23 protein-coding genes are annotated in these 22,792 nt (G+C 65.8%); 12 read left to right on the forward strand and 11 right to left on the reverse strand.

Annotated features, from left to right (window positions below):
• On the reverse strand, positions 1-1,353 hold the full coding sequence (locus F3H87_RS12860; RefSeq protein ID WP_149788326.1) for an aspartate aminotransferase family protein: 1,353 nt from the start codon (positions 1,351-1,353) through the stop codon (positions 1-3).
• Between the two features lie 10 nt (positions 1,354-1,363).
• Positions 1,364-2,194, reverse strand: a complete 831-nt coding sequence (locus F3H87_RS12865; RefSeq protein WP_149788325.1) for an IclR family transcriptional regulator — start codon at positions 2,192-2,194, stop codon at positions 1,364-1,366.
• 155 nt (positions 2,195-2,349) lie between these two features.
• Here F3H87_RS12865 and F3H87_RS12870 point away from each other — a divergent pair, with 155 nt between their 5' ends.
• The 7 genes from F3H87_RS12870 (at position 2,350) to F3H87_RS12900 (ending at position 10,332) form a co-directional block, all read left to right on the forward strand.
• Positions 2,350-3,291, forward strand: a complete 942-nt coding sequence (locus tag F3H87_RS12870) for a tripartite tricarboxylate transporter substrate-binding protein (RefSeq protein ID WP_149788324.1) — start codon at positions 2,350-2,352, stop codon at positions 3,289-3,291.
• A 63-nt stretch (positions 3,292-3,354) separates the two neighbouring features.
• The gene (locus tag F3H87_RS12875; RefSeq protein WP_149788323.1) at positions 3,355-3,885 is read left to right on the forward strand and encodes a tripartite tricarboxylate transporter TctB family protein; all 531 of its coding nucleotides are present in this window, start codon (positions 3,355-3,357) and stop codon (positions 3,883-3,885) included.
• Between the two features lie 10 nt (positions 3,886-3,895).
• Complete coding sequence (locus F3H87_RS12880; protein WP_149788322.1) at positions 3,896-5,515, forward strand: tripartite tricarboxylate transporter permease; 1,620 nt, start codon at positions 3,896-3,898, stop codon at positions 5,513-5,515.
• Positions 5,497-6,864, forward strand: coding sequence for an aldehyde dehydrogenase family protein (locus tag F3H87_RS12885; RefSeq protein WP_262974984.1), 1,368 nt, complete (start codon positions 5,497-5,499; stop codon positions 6,862-6,864). Before F3H87_RS12880 ends, F3H87_RS12885 begins: the two co-directional genes overlap by 19 nt.
• Positions 6,861-8,147: an aspartate aminotransferase family protein gene (locus F3H87_RS12890; protein WP_394852162.1), complete on the forward strand. Its 1,287-nt coding sequence runs from the start codon at positions 6,861-6,863 to the stop codon at positions 8,145-8,147. Before F3H87_RS12885 ends, F3H87_RS12890 begins: the two co-directional genes overlap by 4 nt.
• The gene (locus F3H87_RS12895; RefSeq protein WP_149788320.1) at positions 8,144-9,091 is read left to right on the forward strand and encodes a phosphotransferase enzyme family protein; all 948 of its coding nucleotides are present in this window, start codon (positions 8,144-8,146) and stop codon (positions 9,089-9,091) included. Before F3H87_RS12890 ends, F3H87_RS12895 begins: the two co-directional genes overlap by 4 nt.
• Complete coding sequence (locus tag F3H87_RS12900; protein WP_149788319.1) at positions 9,088-10,332, forward strand: Tm-1-like ATP-binding domain-containing protein; 1,245 nt, start codon at positions 9,088-9,090, stop codon at positions 10,330-10,332. Before F3H87_RS12895 ends, F3H87_RS12900 begins: the two co-directional genes overlap by 4 nt.
• A 31-nt stretch (positions 10,333-10,363) precedes the next feature.
• On the opposite strand, the gene hpaR is transcribed toward F3H87_RS12900, so the two are convergent.
• Positions 10,364-10,813, reverse strand: a complete 450-nt coding sequence (gene hpaR / locus F3H87_RS12905) for a homoprotocatechuate degradation operon regulator HpaR (RefSeq protein ID WP_149788318.1) — start codon at positions 10,811-10,813, stop codon at positions 10,364-10,366.
• Positions 10,814-10,915: 102 nt separating this feature from the next.
• Here hpaR and F3H87_RS12910 point away from each other — a divergent pair, with 102 nt between their 5' ends.
• From F3H87_RS12910 to hpaH, 5 genes are read left to right on the forward strand one after another with little or no spacing between them, the layout of a single operon-like run.
• The gene (locus F3H87_RS12910) at positions 10,916-11,311 is read left to right on the forward strand and encodes a 5-carboxymethyl-2-hydroxymuconate Delta-isomerase (protein ID WP_149788317.1); all 396 of its coding nucleotides are present in this window, start codon (positions 10,916-10,918) and stop codon (positions 11,309-11,311) included.
• 3 nt (positions 11,312-11,314) lie between these two features.
• On the forward strand, positions 11,315-12,826 hold the full coding sequence (hpaE, locus tag F3H87_RS12915; RefSeq protein ID WP_149788316.1) for a 5-carboxymethyl-2-hydroxymuconate semialdehyde dehydrogenase: 1,512 nt from the start codon (positions 11,315-11,317) through the stop codon (positions 12,824-12,826).
• A gap of 44 nt (positions 12,827-12,870) precedes the next feature.
• Positions 12,871-13,851, forward strand: coding sequence for a 3,4-dihydroxyphenylacetate 2,3-dioxygenase (gene hpaD / locus F3H87_RS12920; protein ID WP_149788315.1), 981 nt, complete (start codon positions 12,871-12,873; stop codon positions 13,849-13,851).
• Positions 13,852-13,873: 22 nt separating this feature from the next.
• Positions 13,874-14,734, forward strand: coding sequence for a fumarylacetoacetate hydrolase family protein (locus F3H87_RS12925; protein WP_149788314.1), 861 nt, complete (start codon positions 13,874-13,876; stop codon positions 14,732-14,734).
• Positions 14,731-15,531: a 2-oxo-hept-4-ene-1,7-dioate hydratase gene (hpaH, locus tag F3H87_RS12930; protein ID WP_149788313.1), complete on the forward strand. Its 801-nt coding sequence runs from the start codon at positions 14,731-14,733 to the stop codon at positions 15,529-15,531. The genes F3H87_RS12925 and hpaH overlap by 4 nt, the downstream gene beginning before the upstream one ends.
• Before the next feature lie 341 nt (positions 15,532-15,872).
• Here the strand turns inward: hpaH and F3H87_RS12935 are convergent, their stop codons facing one another.
• The 8 genes from F3H87_RS12935 to F3H87_RS12970 form a co-directional block, all read right to left on the reverse strand.
• Positions 15,873-16,736 carry an alpha/beta hydrolase gene (locus F3H87_RS12935; RefSeq protein ID WP_149788312.1) on the reverse strand — a complete coding sequence of 288 codons (864 nt, stop codon included), beginning with the start codon at positions 16,734-16,736 and terminating at the stop codon, positions 15,873-15,875.
• Positions 16,733-17,536 carry an aspartate dehydrogenase gene (locus F3H87_RS12940; protein WP_149788311.1) on the reverse strand — a complete coding sequence of 268 codons (804 nt, stop codon included), beginning with the start codon at positions 17,534-17,536 and terminating at the stop codon, positions 16,733-16,735. Before F3H87_RS12940 ends, F3H87_RS12935 begins: the two co-directional genes overlap by 4 nt.
• The gene (locus F3H87_RS12945) at positions 17,523-18,224 is read right to left on the reverse strand and encodes an ABC transporter ATP-binding protein (protein ID WP_149788310.1); all 702 of its coding nucleotides are present in this window, start codon (positions 18,222-18,224) and stop codon (positions 17,523-17,525) included. The genes F3H87_RS12940 and F3H87_RS12945 overlap by 14 nt, the downstream gene beginning before the upstream one ends.
• Positions 18,224-18,973 carry an ABC transporter ATP-binding protein gene (locus F3H87_RS12950; RefSeq protein WP_149788309.1) on the reverse strand — a complete coding sequence of 250 codons (750 nt, stop codon included), beginning with the start codon at positions 18,971-18,973 and terminating at the stop codon, positions 18,224-18,226. The genes F3H87_RS12945 and F3H87_RS12950 overlap by 1 nt, the downstream gene beginning before the upstream one ends.
• Positions 18,970-19,941 carry a branched-chain amino acid ABC transporter permease gene (locus F3H87_RS12955; RefSeq protein WP_149788308.1) on the reverse strand — a complete coding sequence of 324 codons (972 nt, stop codon included), beginning with the start codon at positions 19,939-19,941 and terminating at the stop codon, positions 18,970-18,972. Before F3H87_RS12955 ends, F3H87_RS12950 begins: the two co-directional genes overlap by 4 nt.
• A 4-nt stretch (positions 19,942-19,945) precedes the next feature.
• Positions 19,946-20,860, reverse strand: coding sequence for a branched-chain amino acid ABC transporter permease (locus F3H87_RS12960; protein ID WP_149788307.1), 915 nt, complete (start codon positions 20,858-20,860; stop codon positions 19,946-19,948).
• Between the two features lie 67 nt (positions 20,861-20,927).
• Positions 20,928-22,097, reverse strand: a complete 1,170-nt coding sequence (locus tag F3H87_RS12965) for an ABC transporter substrate-binding protein (RefSeq protein ID WP_149788306.1) — start codon at positions 22,095-22,097, stop codon at positions 20,928-20,930.
• Positions 22,098-22,210: 113 nt separating this feature from the next.
• Positions 22,211-22,759 carry a 3-hydroxyanthranilate 3,4-dioxygenase gene (locus F3H87_RS12970; protein WP_149788305.1) on the reverse strand — a complete coding sequence of 183 codons (549 nt, stop codon included), beginning with the start codon at positions 22,757-22,759 and terminating at the stop codon, positions 22,211-22,213.
• Positions 22,760-22,792: the final 33 nt, after the last annotated feature.

A 22,792-nucleotide genomic window follows, 5' to 3' on the forward strand; every position in this document is an offset into this window, starting at 1 on the left:
TCACACAGCGGCAAACCCCTTGTCCAGCGACGACAGGATCACCTGCACATCCTCGCCCGTCAGCACCAGCGGCGGCGACAGGATGATGTTCGGCCCCGACACGCGCACCATCGCGCCCGCCTGATAGGTGACCTCCTGAATTTTGCCGATCGTGCCCTTGTCGATGGGTGCCTTGGTGGCGCGGTCGCTGACCAGCTCCAGCGCGCACATCAGGCCATGCCCGCCGCGCACGTCGCCGATCAGGTCATAGGTTGCCGCCAGCTTATGCAGCCCGTCGAACAGCTCGGCCCCGCGCGCCGCCGCGTTTTCCGGCACGTTCAGCCGCTTTGTCTCGGCCAGGCAGGCCAGCGCCGCCGCCGCACCGACCGGGTGGCCGGAATAGGTATAACCGTGCCCGATGGCCGCGCGGCCGGTTTCGTCCTTTTCGAACACCTGCGCCACCGCGTCCGCGATCATCACAGCGCCGAAGGGGAAATAGCCGTTGGTGATCGCCTTGGCGGTGCACATCAGGTCGGGCTGCACGCCCCAGTGCCGGCTGCCGGTCCAGCTTCCGGTGCGGCCGAAGGCGGTGATCACCTCGTCGGCGATCAGCAGGATACCGTGTTTCGAACAGATCTCGCGCACGCCGGGCATGAAGCTTTCATGCGGCGGGATCACACCGCCCGCGCCCAGGACCGGCTCCATGATGAAGGCGGCGATGGTGCCCGCCCCCTGGAACGCGATCTCGTCCTCCAGCGCGGCAAGGCAAAGCTGCGCCAGCCGTTCGGGATCGGGCTCGTCGAACGGGTTACGATAGGTATAGGGTGCCGGGATATGGCTGCAACCGGGCAAAAGCGGCTCGTACTGCGTGCGGAAATTGGCATTGCCGTTCACGCTGGCCGCGCCGAAATGGGTGCCGTGATAGCCCTTTTTCAGGCTCAGGTATTTCACCCGCCCCGCCTCGCCCCGGATCTTGTGATACTGCCGCGCAAGGCGCAGCGCGGTTTCCACGCTGTCCGACCCGCCGCTGGTGTAGAACGCGCGCGTCAGCCCGTCGGGGGCGAAGAAATCGCGCAACTCCTCGGACAGCTCGATCACGCAATCGTTCGTCGTGCCCCGGAAGGTCGAGTAATAGGGCAGCCGGTCAAGCTGCGCGGCGATGGCGTCCTTTACCGGCTGGCAGGAAAACCCCAGGTTGACGTTCCACAGCCCGCCCACGGCGTCGACCACCTCGTGCCCGTCCACGTCCGAGATCCGCACGCCCTGCGCGCCGGTGACGATGGTGGGCGGGTTGGCAAGGCTGTCGGCGGGATGCGCCATCGGGTGCCACATCGAGCGCGCGTTATGCTCTTTCAGGAAATTGCCGTCTTTCATCGGGGGGTCCTCATCCTTTGGCGGGCAACGAAACGGCCCGGCTGTCATCCTGCGCCGCATCGCGCGGCCTCTCGTCCTTTGGGTAATCCGGCGGGGTCAGCCCGCCCAGCATGGCCGTCAGGCGCAAGGCCTGCGTCCTGACGGCGGCGCGGATGCGCGCGGCCAGTTGCGCATCCATCCGCGCGGTCGGGGCAGCCACGGCGATGGCCCCCATGGCCACGCCTTCGGCGTTGAACACCGGGGCCGCGTGCGAATGCACGTCCTCTTCGAAACCGCTGACGGATTCGGCCACGCCAACCGCGCGGATTTCGTCCAGGATCGCGCGGATTCGCGCGGCGTCGGTGATCGTCTGGTCGGTGCGCGCGGCCAGCGGCCCGGCCAGCACGCGGTCGGCCATGCCGGGCGGGCTGTAGGCCAGAACCGCCAGCCCCGAGCCGGTGGCGTGCAGCATCAGCACCTCGGCATCCTCCATCGTGACGCGCGTGCCGTGCAGCGGGCTGTAGGCATAGGCCACCGTCGACAGGGTCTGCCCCTGCATGAGCGAGAAATGCGCGGTTTCCCCGGTGGCATCCGACAGGTCGCGCAACACGGCGGCCGCCACATCCCGCATCGGTACCGCATGTTCGCGCAGCGCGGCCAGCCGCATCACCGCCGGCCCAAGGCGGTATTCCCGGCCCGAACCGGCCTGTTCGACGAATCCCGCCTGCGCCAGTTCCCCCATAAGCCGGTGCACCGTCGCCTTGTTCAGCCCCGACAGCCGCGCCATGTCGCTCAGCCCGATCAGGGGCTGCGCGCGGCTGAAATAACTCAGCAGTGACAGGGCTTTGCTTGTTGTTCCCATGGTCCGGGCCGGTCCTTTGCTGCGCCGCATTTTCAGGCATCGCGCCGGTTCGGCGCACAGTCCTTGCCAAATTTGTTGACAGAAAGTCGCAGCGTCTGTCAATGTAAATCAGAACCATCGGTTCAAATAATGAACCAACCACAGGGAGATTGAGAATGAAACCGAACACCCTTCTTGGCGGTGCCCTGACCCTGGCCATGGCCACGCTGGGCGGCATGGCCGCAGCCGAATATCCCGAAAAGCCGGTCAGCTTCGTGGTGCCGTGGCCTCCGGGCGATCTGGAGGACGTGCTGACCCGCATGATCGCCGAGGATTTCCAAACCGAATACGGCATCTCGGCCGCGGTGGTGAACAAGCCCGGCGGCGGCGGCGGCCCCTTCCCCGGCGCGATCGAGGTGGCGAACGCGCCCGCCGACGGCTACACCATCGGCTCTTTCGTCATCGGCGTGCCCGTGGTCGGCCACCAGATCGGCATCGACGACCTGACGCCCGAGAAGTTCGACCCGGTGGGCATCTTCCTGACCTACCCGTTCGTGATCGCCACCAGCGCCGACGCGCCCTATTCCACCATGGACGAACTGGCCGCCTATGCGCAGGAAAACGACGTGGCGCTTGGCCATTTCGGCGACCCGCTGACGCCCACGCAGGTGACCAAGGCGCTGGCCGTGAACAAGGGGTTCGGCTGGGGCAGCGACGCAGCCTTCGACGCGCTGGATTGCAACACGCTGGCTTCGGGCGATGCGGATGTGATCAACACCACGCTGCAACTGATCCTGCCCTGCCTTGACGACGTCAAGGTGCTGGTGTCGATCACCGACCAGCGCATCAGCCTGGTGCCCGACGCCCCCACCGCCGGCGAGGTCGACCCGAGCCTCGATATCGCGCTGTGGAACGGGTTGTTCGTGCACAAGGACACGCCGCAGGACGTGCGCGACAAGATCGCCGCCGTCGCCGAGAAAACGGTGATGAGCGACCGCGCGCAGGCGGTGGCACAGGAAACCGGCGCGCTGGTCTATTGGCAGGATGCCGACGACAGCGCCGCCCGCATCGCGCGCAACATCGAAACGGTGGCGCGCATCCAGGGCCTTCTGGAATAACCCGCAACGCCGGGGCCGGGCCACGCGCCCGGCCCTTTTCCTTTGACAGGGAACACCCCAACGATGAGCACCCCCGAAGAACGCCGCTGGATCGGTCGCCTGCAGGGCCAGGTGATCTTTGCCATCGCATTCGTGGTCTTTTCCGCCCTGCTGCTCAGCCAGATCGGCACGCAGACGAAATGGGCCAGGGGCACGGCCTTTTTCGCACAACCCCGGTTCTGGCCCGCCGTGGGCCTTGGCGGCATGGTGCTGTTCGGCGCGTTGCATTTCTGGCGCCTGCCTCGCCACCGCATCCGCCGCACCGACGTGATCGAGGCAAGGATCTGGGCACAACCGATGGAATACGCGCTGTGGTTCATGGGCTACGTGCTGCTGGTGCCGGTGATCGGCTACCTGCCGGTGACCATCGCGTTTGTTCCGGCGATGATCTGGCGCATGGGGTATCGGTCGAAAACCCTGCTCTGGGCCGGGGTCGCCTTTGGCGCGGCGGTGGTGGTGGTCTTCAAATCCTTCCTGCAGGTCAAGATCCCCGGCGCCATGCTCTACGACTACCTGCCGGGCGCGCTGCGCTCGTTCTTCATCCTGCATTTCTGACGGGCGCGACATGGATATTCTGTTCTCCAGCCTCGATATCCTTGCCCGCTGGGACGTGGTTCTGGCGCTGCTGGCCGGATCGGTCGGCGGCGTCCTGATCGGCGCAATACCCGGCGTGGGCCCGGCCGTGGCCATTGCCATCCTGCTGCCAGCGACCTTCAGCATGGACCCGATAGTGGGGCTGACCGTGCTTTTGGGCATCTATGGCAGTTCGATGTATGGCGGGGCGATCCCGGCGATCCTGATCAACACGCCCGGCACGGCGGTAAACGCGCTGACCACCTATGACGGGTTTCCGATGACCGCCCGGGGCGAGGCGCGGCGCGCGCTGAGCCTGGCCTATTCTTCCTCGTTCTTCGGCGGGGTGTTTTCCGTCATCTGCCTGATCCTGTTCGCGCCCGTGCTGGCAAAAGTCGCCCCGCTGTTCGGCAGCCGCGAGATCTTTCTTGCCGCGCTTCTGGGTATCATCCTCGTGGTCGTCGCCCATCGCGGCCAGTCGCTGATCGCGGCGGCGCTGGCCTGCTTCGGCATCTTCCTGAACACCGTGGGGCTTGAGGCGGTCAAATATTCCAAACGCTACACCTTCGACCAGTCGTTCCTGTCCTCGGGGATCGACCTGATCGTGGTGGTGCTGGGCCTGTTCGCACTGTCACAGGCGTTTTTCCTGCTGCAGGGCGAGGACGAGAAAACCCGCATCACCAGGCTCAAGGGCGGGCTGTTCCAGGGCCTGCGCGAACTGGGCCGCCACCCGCGCGTGGCCGGTGTGTCGGCCGGTTTCGGCGTGGTCATGGGCATGATCCCCGGCGTGGGCGAGTTTACCGCGCAATTCCTGTCCTATACCTATGCGCAGAAATCCTCGAAACGGCCCGATGATTTCGGCCACGGGTCGAGCGAGGGGCTGATCGCGGCAGAGACATCCAACAACGCCGTGCCCGCCGCCGCGATGGTGCCGCTGCTGGCGCTCGGCATCCCGGGCGAGGCGCTGACCGCGATGATGCTCAGCGTCTTTTACGTGCACAACGTCGTGCCGGGCCCGCAGCTTTTCCAGAACGACATGCCCTTCGTCGTGGCGCTGTATCTGGCGCTGCTGATCCTGAACGTGATCGTGCTGGTGTTCCTGCTGTTCGCCACCAACCAGCTGATAAAGGTGGTGAAAATCCCCAACCGGTTCCTGGGGGTCTGCATCCTCACGCTGTCTTTCGTCGGGGTCTATTCGCTGCGCAACTCGGCCACCGATTGCATCATCGCCGCCGTGTTCGGGCTGATCGGCTTTGTCCTGAAACGCCTGTCCCTGCCTGCCGTGCCGATCATCCTCGGGATGGTTCTGGGCGGTATCATGGAGGTCAAGCTGCGCGCCGGCATGGCGCGGGTCAAAACCCCCTTCGACTTTATCGAACGCCCGATCGCCATGATCCTTTTCGTGATGATCCTGGGCGTGTTGTTCATCCATTTCCGCCGTGTCTGGCTGGATCGCAAGGAGCTTAAGCAGGAAAAATGGTCGACCAAGCACTCATCGACGACCTTCGGCACACACCTGTCGCGCCGCAGAGATTACTTGTTGACGGAGCGTGGGAAAAAGCTTCGGGCGAAACGCTCGATGTTCTCTCGCCGATCGACGGACAGAAACTGACCACGATCGAACGCGCCGGTGCCAATGACGTGGCCCGCGCCTGCGCCGCCGCGCGGCGTGCCTTCGACGACGGGCGCTGGTCGCGCCTGGCGCCGGCGGGCCGCAAGAAGGTGCTGCACAGGATCGCCGACCGGCTGGAGGCCGAGGCGCTGGAACTGGCCGTGCTGGGCGTGCGCGACAACGGAACCGAGTTGAACATGGCGCTCAAGGCCGAGCCGGGATCGGCCGCCGGCACCTTCCGCTATTACGCCGAGGCGCTGGACAAGGTCTATGGCGAGATCGCCCCGACCGCGCCCGACGTGCTGGGCCTTGTCCACCGCGAGCCGGTGGGCGTGGTGGGCGCCATCGTGCCGTGGAACTTCCCGCTGATGATCGGCGCGTGGAAACTGGCCCCGGCACTGGCGGCGGGCAATTCCGTGGTGTTGAAACCGGCGGAAACCGCCTCGCTTTCGCTGCTCAGGCTGGCGGAAATCTGCATGGAATGCGGGTTGCCCGATGGCGTGCTGAACGTGGTCACCGGGCAGGGCGCGATCGCGGGCGAGGCGCTGGCGCTGTCACATGACGTCGACGTTCTGGTCTTCACCGGCTCGGGCGCGACGGGCCGGCGGCTGCTGGAATATTCCGCCCGCTCCAACCTGAAGCGCGTCTACCTGGAACTGGGCGGGAAATCCCCCAACGTGGTCTTTGCCGACGCGCCCGACCTGGCCATTGCGGCCAGGGTCAGCGCGATGGGCATCTTCCGCAATTCCGGGCAGGTCTGCGTGGCCGGATCGCGCCTGCTGGTGGAACGGTCGATCCACGACGATTTCGTGGCCCTGCTGGCGGACGAGGCGAAGAAACTGCGCGTCGGCGACCCGCTGGACCTATCCAGCCAGATCGGCGCGATCAACTCCGAAACGCAGCTATTGGGCAATCTCGGCTTCGTGGCGGATGCGCGGAAACAGGGCAATACCATCGCCCTTGGCGGCAGCCGCATCCTCGAATCCACCGGCGGCTATTACATGGAACCCACGATCATCACCGACGTGGCCCCCGACCACCGCATAGCGCAGGAAGAGGTGTTCGGCCCCGTGCTGGCGGTCACCGCCTTCGACAGCGACAAGGACGCCCTGCGCATCGCCAATTCCACCGATTACGGGCTGGCGGCCGGTGTCTGGACGGCGAACCTGTCGCGCGCGCACGCGATGGTGCGCGGCATCCGCGCGGGCGTCGTGCATGTGAACACCTATGGCGGCGCCGACAACACGGTGCCCCTTGGCGGCGTCGGCCAGTCGGGCAATGGTCACGACAAGTCGCTGCACGCCTTCGACAAGTATTTCAACCTCAAGACCGCATGGATGCAACTGTGACCGAAACCTTACTGGACCGCCGCGCCCGCCTGCTGGGCCCCAACATGTCTACCTTTTACGACGACCCCGTGCATCTTGTGCGCGGCCAGGGCGTGCACCTGTGGGATGCCGACGGGCGGCAATATCTCGATTGCTACAACAACGTGCCGCATGTGGGCCATTGCCACCCGAAGGTGGTGCAGGCAATCTGCGAACAGGCGGGCACGCTGAACACCCACACGCGGTATCTGCACGAGGGCATCCTCGATTACGTCGAGGCGCTGACCGCCACCTTCGGCCCCACCTTCGACACCGCGCTGATGTGCTGCACCGGGTCCGAGGCGAACGACGTGGCGCTGCGCATGGCGCAGGCGCTGACCGGCAAGACCGGCGTGATCGCCACCGACCACACCTATCACGGCAACACCACCGCCGTTCACCAGCTGTCCCGCTCGAACCCGCCGCCGGGGGGCTATTGGGACAATGTGGGCTTCGTGCCCGCGCCCGACAGCTATCGCCCTCTGGGGGGCGAGGGCGGCATGGCCCATGCCCGCGCCTTCGCGGTCGAGGTGGAAAAACAGATCGCCCTGCTGGAACAGAAAGGGCATGGGTTTTCCACCCTGATCCTCTGCCCCTTCTTCGCCAACGAAGGCTTCCCCGACCTGCCCGCCGGCTGGCTCGACCCCACGGTCGAGGTTGTGCGCAAGGCCGGTGGCGTCATCATCGCGGACGAGGTGCAGCCCGGTTTCGGCCGCCTGGGCAGCCATTTCTGGGGGCATGAAAAGATCGGCTTTACCCCCGATATCGTCACCATCGGCAAGCCGATGGCCAATGGCCACCCGGTCGCCGCCGTCATCGCGCCGCGCGATACGATGTATGCATTCCGCAACAATTTCCGTTACTTCAACACCTTCGGCGGCAACCCGGTATCCTGCGCGGCGGCGATGGCGACCCTGCGCGTGGTGCAGGAGGACGGGTTGCAGGCCAATGCCGCCGATGTCGGCGCCTATGCCAGGCAGGGTTTGCGGCAACTGGCCGACCGGCACGACTGCATCGGCGACGTGCGGGGATCGGGCCTGTTCTTCGGCGCGGAAATGGTGCTGGACCGGGCGACGAAGGAACCGGCCACCGCCTTTACCAAGCGCGTGGCGAACGGGATGCGCCAGCGCGGGGTGCTGCTGAATTTCCTCGGGCGGCATTACAACGTGTTGAAGATGCGCCCGCCGATGGTGTTTTCGCGCGAAAATGTCGACCAGGTGATCGAAACGCTCGACACCGTCCTTGCGGAAACCCCGCTGGCATGAGCGACGCGCGCGCAAGATCCGCCGCCCTGTTATGGGGCTTCGACCCGGACGGGGTGACACTGGCCGCCCGGCGCGAAAACGCCGTTTACAGGGTGACCGACCCACGCGGGCAGTTCGCCCTGCGCCTGCACCGCCCCGGATACCGCAGCGAGGCCGAGCTGCGCTCGGAACTGCAATGGATGGCCGCGCTGGCGGCGGGCGGCATGGCCGTGCCGCGCCCGATCCCCCTGCCCGATGGCGGCCTGACGGCTGAGGTGGACGGCAAGCTGGTGGATGTGCTGACATGGCTGCCGGGGCAGATGCTGGGCGCGGGCGGCGCGATCGAGGGCGTGGCCGACCGCCCCGCCCTTGCGCACCGGCTGGGCAGGGTTCTGGCGCAGTTGCACGACCTGTCGGATGCGTGGACCCCGCCGCCCGGCTTTACCCGCCCCGCCTGGGACCGGGCCGGGCTTTTGGGCGACGACCCGCTCTGGGGCCGGTTCTGGGAACATCCCGATCTCGGCGACGCAGAGCGCGCGCTGTTCGAAACCGCCCGCAACCGGGCGGCATCGGACCTTGCCGCGCAAGAGCGTGACCTGGATTACGGCCTGATCCATGCCGACGCGATCACCGAGAACATCATGCGCGATGGCGAGGCGCTGTATCTGATCGACTTCGACGATGGCGGCTGGGGCTTTCGGGATTTCGAACTGGCCACCTTCCTGATGCGGCAGCTCGATGCGCCGGACTATGCCGATATCCGCGCCGCGCTGGTCGAGGGGTATTCCATACGCAGGCGTGTGGATGACAGGACGCTGGACCTGTTCCTGCTGCTGCGCGCGCTGACCTATCCGGGCTGGATCATCCCGCGTCTGGCCGAACCGGGCGGGGCCGAACGCTCGGCCCGCGCAATCGCCACCGCCCTGCCGCTGGCCGAACGCTACCTGAACGGAGGAACCCCATGAGTGCCGACAAGACCATCCTGATCGTGGGCACCTACGACACCAAGGATGACGAGCTGAACTACCTCGGCCAGTGCATCCGCGCGCAGGGCGGGGGCGTGATGACGATGGATGTCAGCGTGCTGGGCGACCCAAGCCAGCCCTGCGATATCTCCAAGCACCGGGTGGCCGAGGCCGGCGGAAGCTCCATCAAGGCCGCAATCGACAGCGGGGATGAAAACGTCGCCATGCAGATCATGGCCAGCGGCGCCGCGTCCGAGGCTTTGCGTCTGTACCGCGAGGGCGCCATTCATGGTGTGATCGCCCTTGGCGGCACGATGGGCACCGACCTGGCGCTGGATGTCTGCGCGGCGCTGCCGCTGGGCGTGCCGAAATACGTGGTCTCGACCGTCAGCTTCTCGGCCATGCTGCCGCCGGAACGGCTGGCCGCCGATATCCAGATGATCCTGTGGGCGGGCGGGCTGTACGGTCTCAACTCGGTCTGCAAATCCTCGCTGTCACAGGCGGCGGGCGCGGTGCTGGGGGCGGCGCGCGCGGTCGAACCGCCCAGGCGCGACCGCCCGCTGATCGGCATGACCAGCTTCGGCAAGACGATCCTGCATTACATGGTCACGCTGAAACCCGAACTGGAAAGGCGCGGCTACGAGGTGGCGGTGTTCCACGCCACCGGCATGGGCGGGCGGGCGTTCGAAAGCCTTGCCGCCGAGGGTGCCTTTGCCTGCGTGATGGATTTCGCAACGCAGGAGGTGGTCAATCACCACATGGGATCGGGCATATCGGCGGGTGCCGACCGGGCAACCAATGCGGGCCGCAAGGGCATCCCGCAAATCGTGTCCTCGGCCTGCTACGATCTTGTCGACCTGATCGGCTGGCAACCGATCCCCGAACGCCTGCAGGGACGCCCGACGCATGCGCATAACCGGCTGCTGACCTCGGTGGTGCTGACCACGCAGGAACGGCACGAGATCGCGGGCGTTCTGGGCGACAGGCTGGCGCAGGCCACCGGGCCGTCGGTCTTTGTCCTGCCCACGGGCGGCGGCAACGAATGGGACCGCCCCGGCGCACCGCTGCACGATGCCGAGGGGCTAACGGCCTTCAACGAAGCGATGCAGGAAGCGGTGCCCGACACGACCGAGCTGCGGGTGCTGGATTGCCATATCAACGACGATGCCTTCAGCGCGGCGGTGCTGGAGATTTTCGACGCATGGGTGGCGCAGGGGGTGGTGCCGAAGGGCGCGGCCTGACCGCGCGCTTTCGGGCGGAAACCGCGCGGTTTCAGCGCCCGTCGGGACGGTCGAGCCGGTCAAGCTCGTTCAGCAGGTCCAGCAGCGCGTTCAGCTTGTCCGACCCGAAACTGTCGCGCAGCCAGGCATTCAGCCGCTGGCTTTCCTGCAGGTTCTCGGCGATCAGGGTCTGCCCCGCCCCGGTGATGGTCACCACCTGCTTGCGCCGGTCGGTCGGGTGCGGCGCGCGGCTGACCAGCGCCTTGCCCTCAAGCGTCTGCAGGATTCGCGTCAGGCTGGGCAGCAGCAGGCAGGAGCGATCCGCGATCTCGGTCGGGTCGAGCGGCCCGCGCTCGTCCAGCACGCGCAGAACGCGCCACTGCTGTTCGGTGACACCGACATCGGCCAGCATGGCCCGGATCGGGCCCATGACCTTTTCCCGCGCGCGCAACAGCGCGATGGGCAGCGATCGGTTGGTTTCTGGCGCCTGGGTTCTCGTCATGGCGACCTCTTTGCCCCGAAAAGCGCCATCGCGCAACATGCAGGCTTGACGCAACCTGCCGCATTTATTTAACATGTTAATCGAAAGAGGAGGAATCGCCCGATGCCCCACATCACCGTGGATTACTCGGCCAACCTGGAAGAGGCGGTCGACATGGCCGCGTTTTGTGACCTTCTGCGCCGCGCGGCGACAGATACCGGCGTCCTGCCCCTTGCCGGGGTGCGGGTGCGCGCCTTTGCGGCCAGCCATGTCTCGATCGCCGATGGCGATCCGAAACACGGCTATATCGACATCTCTCTCCGCCTGCGCGGCGGCCGGGACCTTGAAACCCGCAAGCGCGCGACCGCGCAGATTTTCGAAGCGGCGCGCGATTTCCTTGCGCCGGTGATGGCAGGGCGCCCGGTCGCCCTGTCGTTCGAGATGCGCGATATCGACCCGGACCTGTCGCCCAAGACGGGCACCATCCGCGACCACCTGCCCGACGACCTGAAAGGCTGATCCATGTCCGAACTGGAAACCAACCTGTCCAAGCTGCAACCGATCCTTGCCCGCATCCGCGACACCGGCGTGATGAACCGGATCGGCGGGCAGGACATGCCCGCGCAATCGGGGGCGACCTTCGCCAACCATTCGCCGGTCGACGAAAGCTTTATCTGCGACGTGGCGAAATCGGGGGCGGCGGATATCGACGCGGCGGCGCAGGCGGCAAGGGCCGCGTTCCCGGCGTGGCGCGACATGCCCGCGACCGAGCGCAGGAAGGTGCTGCACGCCATCGCCGACGGCATCGTCGCCCGCGCCGGGGAAATCGCACTGGCCGAATGCTGGGACACCGGCCAGGCGCTGCGCTTCATGTCCAAGGCCGCGCTGCGCGGGGCCGAGAATTTCCGCTTTTTCGCCGACCGCGCGCCGTCTGCGCGGGACGGGCAGCACCTGCCCTCGGCCACGCTGATGAACGTCACCACCCGTGTGCCCATCGGCCCGGTGGGCGTTATCACGCCCTGGAACACGCCCTTCATGCTGTCCACGTGGAAGATCGCCCCGGCGCTGGCCGCAGGCTGCACGGTGGTGCACAAACCGGCCGAGTTCAGCCCCGTGACCGCGCGCATCCTGATGGAAATCGCCGAACAGGCCGGGCTGCCGCCGGGCGTGTGGAACCTTGTCAACGGCTTTGGCGAGGATGCGGGCCGCGCGCTGACCGAACACCCCGATATCCGCGCCATCGCCTTTGTCGGTGAATCGAAAACCGGCAGCATGATCATGAAACAGGGCGCCGACACGCTGAAGCGCGTGCATTTTGAACTGGGCGGCAAGAACCCGGTCATCGTGTTCGACGACGCCGACCTTGACCGTGCGCTGGATGCCGCGATCTTCATGATCTATTCGCTGAACGGCGAACGCTGCACCTCGTCCTCGCGGCTGCTGGTGCAGGACAGCGTGGCGCCCGAATTCATCGCAAAGCTGACCGAGCGGGTGAATAACATCCGCGTCGGTCATCCACTGGACCCGGCGACCGAGGTCGGGCCGCTGATCCACAAGGTGCATTTCGACAAGGTGTGCAGCTATTTCGACGTGGCGAAACAGGATGGCGCGACCGTCGCCGCCGGCGGTGCGCCGCTGGACCGGCCAGGCCATTACGTGCGGCCCACCCTGTTCACCCACGCCACCAACCGGATGCGCATCGCGCAGGAGGAAATATTCGGCCCGGTCCTGACCGCGATCCCGTTCGGCACCGAGGACGAGGCGCTGAGCATCGCCAATGACGTGCCCTATGGCCTGACCGCCTATGTCTGGACCAGTGACCTGTCCCGCGCGATCCGGTTTACCAACGCGCTCGAGGCGGGCATGATCTGGGTGAACAGCGAAAACGTCCGCCACCTGCCCACGCCCTTTGGCGGGGTCAAGGCCAGCGGCATCGGCCGCGACGGCGGCGACTGGTCGTTCGAATTCTACATGGAGCAAAAGCATATCGGCTTTGCCATCGGCCAGCACAATATCCCACGGCTGGGGGCCTGACGGTTCCCAAGGAAACGCGCGCCAAGCCCGAGGAGGACAAACAGATGCCCGTACCCGCCCCTAACCTTTACCCCGCCTTCAACATCGTCCGGCTCAGCCATGTCGAGCTGACGGTCACCGACCTTGCGAAATCGCGCGCCTTTTATGTCGATACGCTGGGCCTGCAGGTCACCGACGAGGACAGCGAGGCGATCTATCTCCGCGCGATGGAGGAACGCGGCCACCACTGTATCGTGCTGCGCAAGGGCGATACGGCCAGCGCACGCGACCTGGGGTTCAAGCTGTATGACGAGGCGTCGCTGGACGCGGCCGAGGCGTTCTTCAGGGACAAGGGCCTGCCGGTGGAATGGGTGGACCGCCCCTATCAGTCACGCACCTTCCGCACGCGCGATCCGCATGGCATCCCGCTGGAATTCTACGTGCGCATGGACCGGCTGCCGCCGATCCACCAGCAATACAAGCTTTATCGCGGGGTCAAGCCGCTGCGCATCGACCATTTCAACGTGTTCTCGCCCGACGTGGACGAAAGCGTGGCCTTCTATAACGAGCTTGGCTTTCGCGTGACCGAATATACCGAGGACGAGGAAACCGGCCGGCTCTGGGCGGCATGGACGCATCGCAAGGGCGGCGTGCACGATATCGCCTTTACCAACGGCACCGGCCCGCGCCTGCATCACACCGCGTTCTGGGTGCCGACGCCGCTGAACATCATCGACCTGCTGGATCTGATGAGCACGACAGGCTGGGTCGACAACATCGAACGCGGTCCGGGGCGGCACGGAATTTCCAACGCCTTTTTCCTTTACATCCGCGATCCCGATGGCCACCGGATCGAGATCTATTGCTCGGATTACCAGACGGTCGATCCCGATCTCGAACCGATCAAGTGGGATCTGAAAGACCCGCAGCGCCAGACGCTCTGGGGGGCGGCAGCGCCGCGTTCCTGGTTCGAGGAGGGATCGCTGTTCGATGGTGTCACCCCGCACGAGGCCGCGCTGAAGGCGCAGCCGATCATTGCCCCCTGACACCGGAACGGAGAGCCGCATCATGACCCGCATCGCAACGGTCGAAACGGACGAGGGCCAGCTATACGGGGCGATCACCGACGACGGTTTCGTCGCGCTGTCGCCCGATCTCCCGCAATGGCCCACCCTGCGCGAGGTGATCGCCGCCGGCGCACTGGGGCAGTTGGCGGATGCCGCGCAGGGCCGCGCGCCCACGCATATGGCCGGCGAATACCGCTATCTGCCGCCGATCCCGGCCCCGGAAAAGATCATCTGCGTCGGCGTCAACTTTCCCGACCGCAACGCGGAATACAGGGATGGCAGCGACCAGCCGAAACACATGTCGCTGTTTCCCCGTTTCCCGCGCAGTTTCACCGGCCATGACCAGCCCCTGATCCGCCCGCCGGAGAACCACACGCTCGATTACGAGGGCGAGGTTGCCATCGTGATCGGCAAGGGCGGGCGGCGCATCGCGGCCGAAAAGGCCTATGACCACATCGCCGCCCTGACGCTGGCGAACGAGGGCACCATCCGCGACTGGGTGCGGCACGCGAAATTCAACGTCACCCAAGGCAAGAACTGGGACAATTCCGGCGCGCTGGGGCCGTGGCTGGTGCCCTTCACCGATGCTGCGCAACTGGACGATGCGCGCATCGTGACGCGGGTGAACGGCGAGGTCCGGCAGGACGATACGCTGGATCGCATGATGTTCCCGATCCGCGAGGAAATCGCCTATATCTCTACCTTCACCACACTGGTGCCCGGCGATATCATCGTCACCGGCACGCCCACCGGGGCGGGCGCGCGCTTCGATCCGCCGCGCTACCTGCAACCCGGCGACGTGGTCGAGGTGACGGTCGACGGCATCGGCACCCTGCGCAACACGGTCGAGGACGAGGCATGACACCGCTTGAGCATCAGGACGCCGCCGAAATCCTGTGGCAGGCGGAACAGACGGGCGTGCAATGCCCGCTTTTGTCGGCCACCTGGCCGGGCATGACGATGGACGATGCCTATGCCGTGCAGGCCGCGCTGATCGACCGGCGCCAGAGGGCCGGTCACAAGGTGATCGGCTGGAAGATCGGGCTGACCTCGAAGGCGATGCAATACGCGTTGAACATCGACATCCCCGACAGCGGAATGCTGATGGACGACATGGCGTTTCCCGATGGCGGCACCGTGCCCGCGGGCCGGTTCATCCAGCCGCGGATCGAGGCCGAGATCGCTTTTGTCATGAAGGCCCCGCTGGCGGGCGGCACGATCACCCGCGACGACGTGATCGCCGCCACCGATCACGTCGCCCCCGCGATCGAGATCCTGGATACCCGCGTGCAGCGCAGCGACCCGGCCACCGGCAAGGCCCGCGTGGTCGTCGACACGATCAGCGACAACGCCGCCAATGCCGGGATCGTGCTGGGCGACCGGCGCCACGCGGTCGGCGCCCACGACCTGCGCCGGGTCGGCGCCATCGTCAGCCGCAACGGCGAGGTCGAGGAAACCGGCCTTGGCGCCGGCGTCCTGAACGACCCGGTGGAAAGCGTGGTCTGGCTGGCCCGCCGGATGGAACGATACGGCCAGAAGATCGAGGCCGGGCAGGTGATCCTGTCGGGCTCGTTCATCCGCCCCGTGGAATGCCCGCCCGGCGCACGGATCGACGCCGATTTCGGGGATTTCGGACAGGTAAGGATCGCGTTCGGCTGATTGTCACGGCGGAAACGGTGGTTTTGCAGGAAACTCCTGCCGCCCGATCAGCTTGCAACAGACGGGCATCGCATGGCCGTGGTCGGGCGATCCGATGCTTGTTGCATGGCACTTTATCGTGCCGCCACATCCTCCTTCGAAGCGGAGTGCTTGCGGCTGCCAATCGCCCGGCCGGGGGCGGCCGTTCCGGGCGGAGTGCATCGTTCGAATGTCGTGGAAGGACTCACACGTGCCATTGGCGACAGGTCGCATGAAAGTGCGCTTATGTTCCGATGCAGAAGACGTGCGGTCCACCCTCAACAAAGGAGAAACCATTGCCGGACTCCACGCACCGCCCTCCCTCACCCCACGCCGGCCAGCCCGAGAAGCGCGCGCGACAATACGCTCTGATCGCCGCACAGGTCCAGCACCACGTCGAAATGGTTGCGGCCCCCGACCACCATGTGCCGCGTCGGATGGCCCGCCGCCGACCATGCGTCGGCGTATGCCTGTGACTGCCTCTTGAACCCTGCCGCCTCGGTCTCGGCCAGGGCGACCACCATCGGGCAGCCCTGTTGCGGGATATGACGCAGCGGGCTGGTGGCCTGAATGTCGTCACCGGACAGGTTCAGCCAGTCCTGCGGCAAACTCCGCGCGATGGGCGCCAGATCGAACAGGCCGCTGACCGGCATACAGCCCGCAAGCGCCTGTTCCGGCAGGTCGTATTCCCGCTGCCAGCCGCCCGCAGCCAGACAGGCCGCAAGGTGCCCGCCGGCGGAACTGCCCACCGCGTAAATGCGGCTTTGGTCGATGCCCAGCCCCTTGGCGCCGTGCCACGCATGGGCCAGCGCCGCGCGCATCTGGCGGATGATCTCGGGCAACGTCGCATCGGGCGCCAGCCTGTAGTCGGGTACCAGCGTCGCAATCCCGTGCGCGGCCAGCATCGGCGCCAGGAACCGCGAATGCTGCCGCGACAGCGCGCGCCAGTATCCGCCGTGGATGAAGATCACCGCGGGCCGGTTCGTGCCGCCCGCACCCAGCAGGTCCATCCGTTCGCCGCAGGGGTCATAGACGATGCCCTCGCGTTCCATGAACAAGTCCGCCGCCTGGTCGGAATAGCGCAGGTAATCGGCAATGATCGCGGCAAATTCGGCCTCGCTGACCGTTGCACGGGCGTCGTAATCCATGTCGATCTGCGCGCGGCCCAGGTCGGAATCGAACGTCATATCACCAGCCTTTGCACCCGGTTCTCGATCAGCCGCACAAGGTTCAGCGCGGTCATGGCGCTGGATTTCGGGTTGTCCGGCAGCGGGTAGTTCTCGATCTCGACCGTCATGCGGCCGAAATCGCCGCTGGCCTCGATCCGGTGGGTGTTGTGCCGCGCCTGCGGGTCGGCCACCAGCGCGATGCGGGTATCGTCCAGCCCCATCGCCGCAAGCGAGGAAATCACCGCCACATTGGCGTTCCTGGGAAAGCGGTCGGCCGCCGCGCGGGCGGTGCCTTCGAAAAAGGTGACGGGCGCGGCCAGCCGGTGAAGGTCACACAGGGTTTCCGCCTCGGTCCCCGCCCAGGCGGCGGCGGGTTTCGTCACGATATGGGTGACGCCGTGCATCCCCATCCGCGCCGCCGCCGCCAGCGCGTCGATGCCCCCCAGCGCACCGGGCGGGATCAGGATGCGCGCCCCGTGCCTGTCGGCCAGTGCCAGAAGCCGGGTCAACAGCCCATCGTCCACGAAGGCCGAGGTCGAGGATACCGCGAAATCCGCCCCCGCCTGCAACGCCGCCACGCCCCAGGATTCGACGCTGGCGCGGCCCGCCGCCTCGACCACCAGCGTGGCGCCGGTGGCGGCCAGCGCGGCGGGGTCGTCGATCACCATGGCGCCGGCGGGAACCGCCCGCGCGCGGCTGGCGTCGGATACGCCCACCGCCACGATCCGAACCGGCGTATCCCGTTCCGCCAATAACCGCGCGACCTGTCCACCTATGGCGCCCGCACCGATCAGCGCGATACGCTCAGACCCCGACATAGGCGTGCACCCGTTCGGCATCGCGATCCAGATCGGCACCGGTGCCCGACCAGACGACATTGCCCTTTTCAAGGATGTAGTGCCGGTCCGCCAGCCGCTTGAGCACGGCGATGTTCTTGTCGATCAGCAGGATCGACTGGCCCTGCGCCTTGAGCTGTTCGATGACATGCCAGATCTCGGCCCGGATCACCGGGGCCAGCCCCTCGGTCGCCTCGTCGAGGATCAGCAGCTTGGGGTTGGTCATCAGCGCCCGGCCCACGGCCAGCATCTGCTGTTCGCCGCCCGACAGGGTGCCGGCCATCTGGCCCGCGCGTTCCTTCATCCGGGGGAACAGCGCATAGACCTTGTCCAGCGTCCACGGGTCTGGGCGGTTCAGGCGGTTGGCGGCGGTGGCGATCAGGTTCTCGCGCACGGTCAGCGTCGGGAATACCTGCCGCCCCTCGGGCACCAGCCCCGCGCCCAGCCGCGCCACACGCTCGGGCGCGGCGCCGTGAATGTCCTTGCCGTCGAACACGATACGCCCGCCGCGCGGCCCCAGCAGACCCATGACAGAGCGCACGGTCGTCGTCTTGCCCATGCCGTTGCGGCCCATCAGTGTGATCAGCTCGCCCTCGTTCACCTGCAGGGACACGTCGAACAGCACCTGCGCGTGGCCGTATCCCGCCTGCAATCCATCGACCGTCAGCATCAGGCGTCCTCCGTTCCCAGGTAAGCCTCGCGCACGCGGGGGTCGTTGCGCACCTCGTCGGCGGTGCCGGTCATGATGACCTGCCCATAGACCAGGACCGAGATACGGTCGGCCAGCGCGAACACCGCCTCCATGTCGTGTTCGACCAGCAGCATCGACATCTCCCCGCGCAGCCCGTTCAGCGTGTCGATCATCTGCTGCGATTCGAGATGCCCCAGCCCCGCCATCGGCTCGTCCAGCAGCAGCAGGCGCGGCTGGGTGGCCAGCGCCATCACCAGTTCCAGCTGTTTCTTCTCGCCGTGGCTCAGGTCGGCCACGCGGGCGTCGCGGCGGTCGTTCAGCAGGCTGCCCGACAGCAGGTGGCCGGTTTCTTCCCATACAGAGGTGCGGCCTGTCACCCTGTCGAAAATGCGGAAATTGCCGCCGTCACGCGCCTGCACCGCAAGGCCCACGTTTTCGGCGACGGTGAAATCCTCCAGCAGGCTGGTCACCTGGAATGTGCGGCCCAGCCCAAGGTCGACCCGTTCGGGCGCGGGCATGTGGCTGATGTCGCGCCCGGCCAGGTGGATCACGCCGGCATCCTGGCGCAGCTCGCCGCAAAGCTGGTTGATCAGCGTCGATTTCCCCGCCCCGTTCGGTCCGATCAGCGCGTGGATTTCGCCGGTATGCACGTCCAGCGAGACATTGTCGGTCGCCACAAGACCGCCGAACCGTTTCTGCAGGTTCTCGATGCGCAGAATCTCGGTCATTCGCGGCCCCCTTTCAGGCGCGCGATCGCCCCGATGATCCCGCCCTTGGTGAACAGCACCACCACCAGCAGGATCAGGCCGAGGCCAAGCTGCCAGTGCTCGGTCCAGGAGGCGAGGTAGAATTCGAGGATCAGAAAGGCCGCCGCGCCCAGGATCGGGCCAAAGAACGTGCCCAGCCCGCCGAGGATCACCATGATGATCATCTCGCCCGACTTGGTCCAGTGCATCATGTCGGGGCTGGTGAAGCGCAGGAAATTCGCCATCAGCGCCCCGGCCAGACCGGCCCCCATCCCCGCCAGCACGAAGGCGTACAGCTTGTAGCGGTAGGTGGCGATGCCCATCGCCTCCATCCGGCGCTCGTTCTGGCGGATACCTTTCAGAACCTGCCCGAAAGACGAATGCACCACCCGCCACATCCAGGCGAAATACAGCACCGCGACGACAAGGATCACATAGTAGACGGTGGTCTTGTCGCGCATGTTCAGGCCCGGCACCTCGTTCGCGCGGCGGATGATGATCCCGTCCTCGCCGCCATAGGCAGTCAGCGACACGAAGAGGAAGAATATCATCTGCGCAAATGCCAGCGTGATCATGATGAACTGCACCCCCCCGGTGCGCAGCGACAGCGCCCCGATCACCAGCGCCGCAAGGCCCGACATCACCATCGCGATGGGCAGCGTCACGAAAAGCTGGTTGGAACCGGGGAACAGCCCGAATATCGGCACCTCGGACATCCAGTGGGAATAGAGGATGCCCACCACATAGGCCCCCACCCCGAAATAGGCCGCGTGCCCGAACGACACCATGCCGCCATAACCCAGGATCAGGTTCAGGCTGGCCGCCGCCATCGCATACATCAGGATACGCGCCGACAGGGTCATCAGGGCGTTCTTGCCCACCATGTCGGCAATCAGCGGCATCAGCGCGAAGATCGCGATCAGCAGGATCGGAAGGATCAGTTTGCGCATCGCCTCAGCCCCCCGCCGCGAACAGGCCCTTGGGCCGGATCAGAAGAACGATCGCCATCAGCAGGAAAATCCCCATAGACGAAACAGAGGCGCCGATCGCATCGGCATCGGAGGGCGCCATGAACCCGCGCAGGATGGTGGGCAGAAAGGCCCGCAGCATCGTATCCACCACGCCCAGCCCGATCCCCGCGACGAACGCTCCCTTGATCGAGCCGACGCCGCCGATTACCACCACGACGAAGGTGGCCAGCAGGATATCCTCGCCCATGCCGACCTGCACCGCCAGGATCGGGCCGGTCATGTAACCCGCCAGCCCCGCCAGCAACGCCCCGAGGCCGAAAACCACGGTGTAAAGCAGCCGCACGTCCACGCCCAGCGCGCGCACCATGTCGCGGTTGGTCGATCCGGCGCGCACCAGCATCCCCACCCGCGTGCGGTTGATCAGCACATAAAGCCCCACCGCCACCAGCAGCCCCACCGCGATGATCAGCAGCCGGTAGGGCGGGTAGAACAGGCCGGGAATGATCTCGACCGAGCCGTAGAAGACCTCGGGCAGCGGGGTGAATATCGGCTGGCGGCCGAAGATCAGGATGATGAGCTGATTGAAGATCAGGATCAGCGCGAATGTCGCCAGCACCTGGTCAAGATGGTCGCGGGCATAGAGTTTGCGGATCACCGTGGCCTCGACCAGGAAGCCGACAAGCGCCGCCGCAATCAGCCCGCCGGGAATGCCCAGCCAGAAACTGCCTGTCGTCGTCGCCACCCAGGTGCCCGCAAAGGCGCCGATCATGTAAAGCGATCCGTGGGCAAGGTTGATCACCCCCATGATCCCGAAGATCAGCGTCAATCCGGCGGCCAGCAAGAACAGCATGACACCGTATTGCAGCCCGTTCAGAAGCTGCTCGAGGATCAGGATCATGCCTGTCTCCTGCCTGTAACTGGGTGCGAGGGGTCAGGCCCCGGCCACGCGGGCCGGGGCTGCGTGCTTACATTTCGCACTGATCGGCGTAGGAATCGCCGTAGTTTTCCAGAAGCACTTCCTTGGTCACGGCCATCGGCTTGCCGTCTTCGCCCGCAACGATATCCAGCTGATACCAGTTATGCACCGGATGCTGGTTCTTGCCAAAGCTGAACGCGCCGCGGACCGAGTCGAAATCGGCCTTGCGCACGGCTTCGCGCAGGGCGTCGATATCGTCGACGCCACCGGTTTCGCGCAGCGCCGAGGCGATCAGCAGGCCGGTGTCATAGCCCTGCGAAGCGTAGTAGGTGATCGGGCGGTCGTATTTCTCGTCCCACGCGGCGACGAAGGCCTTGTTCGCCTCGTTGTCGAAATCGCGGTTCCAGTGCGCGGTGGCGGTGATGCCAACGGCCGCTTCGCCCACCGCGTTCAGAACCACCGCGTCAGTCGAGGGCTCGGACAGAACCATCGGGATCGTCCCCAGAAGGCCCGCCTGCTGGTACTGCCGCAGGAACGCGATGCCCATGCCGCCGGGATGGAACTGGAACACCACCTCGGGATCGGCGGCGCGGATCTGCGCCATTTCGGCGGAATAGTCGGTCTGCCCAAGCTGGGTATAGACCTCGCCCACGACCTCGCCGCCGAAGGTGCGCTTGAAGCCCGCGATGGCGTCCTTGCCCGCCTGATAGTTGGGCGCCAGCGCGAACGCCTTGGTGTAACCCAGCTTTTTCGCGGCCGCGCCGGCGGCCTCGTGCAGGGCGTCGTTCTGCCAGCTCACCACGAAATAGTTTTCGTGGCAGCCCTTGCCGGCCAGGTTCGACGGGCCTGCATTGGGGCTGATATAGAGCGCGCCATTGTCGACGATATCGGGCACCGTGGCGCCGGCGACATTCGAAAAGATGATGCCGGTCAGCAGCTTGATGCCTTCGTCGCTCATGTATTTCTCGGCGATCTGGCGGCCGTTGCCGGGCTTGAGCCCGTCATCCTCGACCACCAGTTCCACGGGCACGCCGCCCAGCGTGCCGCCTTCCATGTCGATGGCCAGTTGCAGGCCGTCGCGCACATCCTGCCCCAGGTAACCCGCGGGCCCCGAAAGCGTGGTGATGACGCCGATCCTGACCGCATCCTCGGCCAGCGCCGGGGTAACGGCGGCGAAGGCGGCAATGACACTTGCCTTGATGACAGAGCTTGGTTTCATGACTTTCTCCCAGTTGGACGGGCCTTTTTGACCCTGATTGAAGCGGGGTTCGAATCCCCGAATTTATTTCAAGCCTAAAGTATCTCTGATGAACTTCAAGCCTGAAATATCTCTTACAGCCTGACCCAGCCCTCGGGCGGCTCCTTGCCGGGGTGCACGGTGCCGCAATTCGGGCAGGTCCGCGCCTCTTCGTCGGCATAGAACGCCTGGTAGATCGGCGGCAGGTCGTCGACGATCGACACAAGGTCCACCTCGGCGCGGTGCACGCGGGTTCCACAGTCGAAGCAATACCATTCGATCGCGTCCAGCGCACCCTCGGGCCGCTTGGGTTCGATCACCAGCCCGACCGAGCCCTCCTGCGGGCGCTGGGGCGAATGGCGCACATGCGGCGGCAACAGGAACACATCGCCTTCGCGGATCGGCACGTCGTAGAATTCGCCGCTTTCGGTATCGTGCAGCTTGAGCAGCATGTCGCCCTTGAGCTGGTAAAAGAACTCTTCCACCGGGTCGTCGTGGTAATCGGTGCGCTTGTTCGGCCCGCCGACGACGGTGACCATCAGGTCGCTGTCCTCGAACACCATCTTGTTGCCGACGGGCGGCTTCAGCAGGTGCTGATGCTCGTCGATCCAGCTTTTGAAATTGAACGCAGCCAAACGGGCCATCTTGCGTCTCCCCTTTATCGTTTTGGTTTCACT

The sequence above is a fragment of the Lutimaribacter pacificus genome, from assembly GCF_900142185.1.
GTDB classification, from domain to species: Bacteria; Pseudomonadota; Alphaproteobacteria; order Rhodobacterales; family Rhodobacteraceae; genus Lutimaribacter; species Lutimaribacter pacificus.

Excerpts from the sequence above, each read along its gene's own strand:
- F3H87_RS12860 (WP_149788326.1), bottom strand. The coding sequence starts at position 1,353 with ATGAAAGACGGCAATTTCCTGAAAGAGCATAACGCGCGCTCGATGTGG.
- hpaD (WP_149788315.1), top strand. The coding sequence starts at position 12,871 with ATGCCCGTACCCGCCCCTAACCTTTACCCCGCCTTCAACATCGTCCGG.
- F3H87_RS12940 (WP_149788311.1), bottom strand. The coding sequence starts at position 17,536 with ATGTCGGGGTCTGAGCGTATCGCGCTGATCGGTGCGGGCGCCATAGGT.
- F3H87_RS12875 (WP_149788323.1), top strand. The coding sequence starts at position 3,355 with ATGAGCACCCCCGAAGAACGCCGCTGGATCGGTCGCCTGCAGGGCCAG.
- F3H87_RS12945 (WP_149788310.1), bottom strand. The coding sequence starts at position 18,224 with ATGCTGACGGTCGATGGATTGCAGGCGGGATACGGCCACGCGCAGGTG.
- hpaE (WP_149788316.1), top strand. The coding sequence starts at position 11,315 with ATGTCCGAACTGGAAACCAACCTGTCCAAGCTGCAACCGATCCTTGCC.
- hpaH (WP_149788313.1), top strand. The coding sequence starts at position 14,731 with ATGACACCGCTTGAGCATCAGGACGCCGCCGAAATCCTGTGGCAGGCG.
- F3H87_RS12900 (WP_149788319.1), top strand. The coding sequence starts at position 9,088 with ATGAGTGCCGACAAGACCATCCTGATCGTGGGCACCTACGACACCAAG.
- F3H87_RS12870 (WP_149788324.1), top strand. The coding sequence starts at position 2,350 with ATGAAACCGAACACCCTTCTTGGCGGTGCCCTGACCCTGGCCATGGCC.
- F3H87_RS12965 (WP_149788306.1), bottom strand. The coding sequence starts at position 22,097 with ATGAAACCAAGCTCTGTCATCAAGGCAAGTGTCATTGCCGCCTTCGCC.
- F3H87_RS12960 (WP_149788307.1), bottom strand. The coding sequence starts at position 20,860 with ATGATCCTGATCCTCGAGCAGCTTCTGAACGGGCTGCAATACGGTGTC.
- F3H87_RS12910 (WP_149788317.1), top strand. The coding sequence starts at position 10,916 with ATGCCCCACATCACCGTGGATTACTCGGCCAACCTGGAAGAGGCGGTC.
- F3H87_RS12970 (WP_149788305.1), bottom strand. The coding sequence starts at position 22,759 with ATGGCCCGTTTGGCTGCGTTCAATTTCAAAAGCTGGATCGACGAGCAT.
- F3H87_RS12935 (WP_149788312.1), bottom strand. The coding sequence starts at position 16,736 with ATGACGTTCGATTCCGACCTGGGCCGCGCGCAGATCGACATGGATTAC.
- hpaR (WP_149788318.1), bottom strand. The coding sequence starts at position 10,813 with ATGACGAGAACCCAGGCGCCAGAAACCAACCGATCGCTGCCCATCGCG.
- F3H87_RS12865 (WP_149788325.1), bottom strand. The coding sequence starts at position 2,194 with ATGGGAACAACAAGCAAAGCCCTGTCACTGCTGAGTTATTTCAGCCGC.
- F3H87_RS12955 (WP_149788308.1), bottom strand. The coding sequence starts at position 19,941 with ATGCGCAAACTGATCCTTCCGATCCTGCTGATCGCGATCTTCGCGCTG.
- F3H87_RS12880 (WP_149788322.1), top strand. The coding sequence starts at position 3,896 with ATGGATATTCTGTTCTCCAGCCTCGATATCCTTGCCCGCTGGGACGTG.
- F3H87_RS12950 (WP_149788309.1), bottom strand. The coding sequence starts at position 18,973 with ATGACCGAGATTCTGCGCATCGAGAACCTGCAGAAACGGTTCGGCGGT.
- F3H87_RS12895 (WP_149788320.1), top strand. The coding sequence starts at position 8,144 with ATGAGCGACGCGCGCGCAAGATCCGCCGCCCTGTTATGGGGCTTCGAC.
- F3H87_RS12925 (WP_149788314.1), top strand. The coding sequence starts at position 13,874 with ATGACCCGCATCGCAACGGTCGAAACGGACGAGGGCCAGCTATACGGG.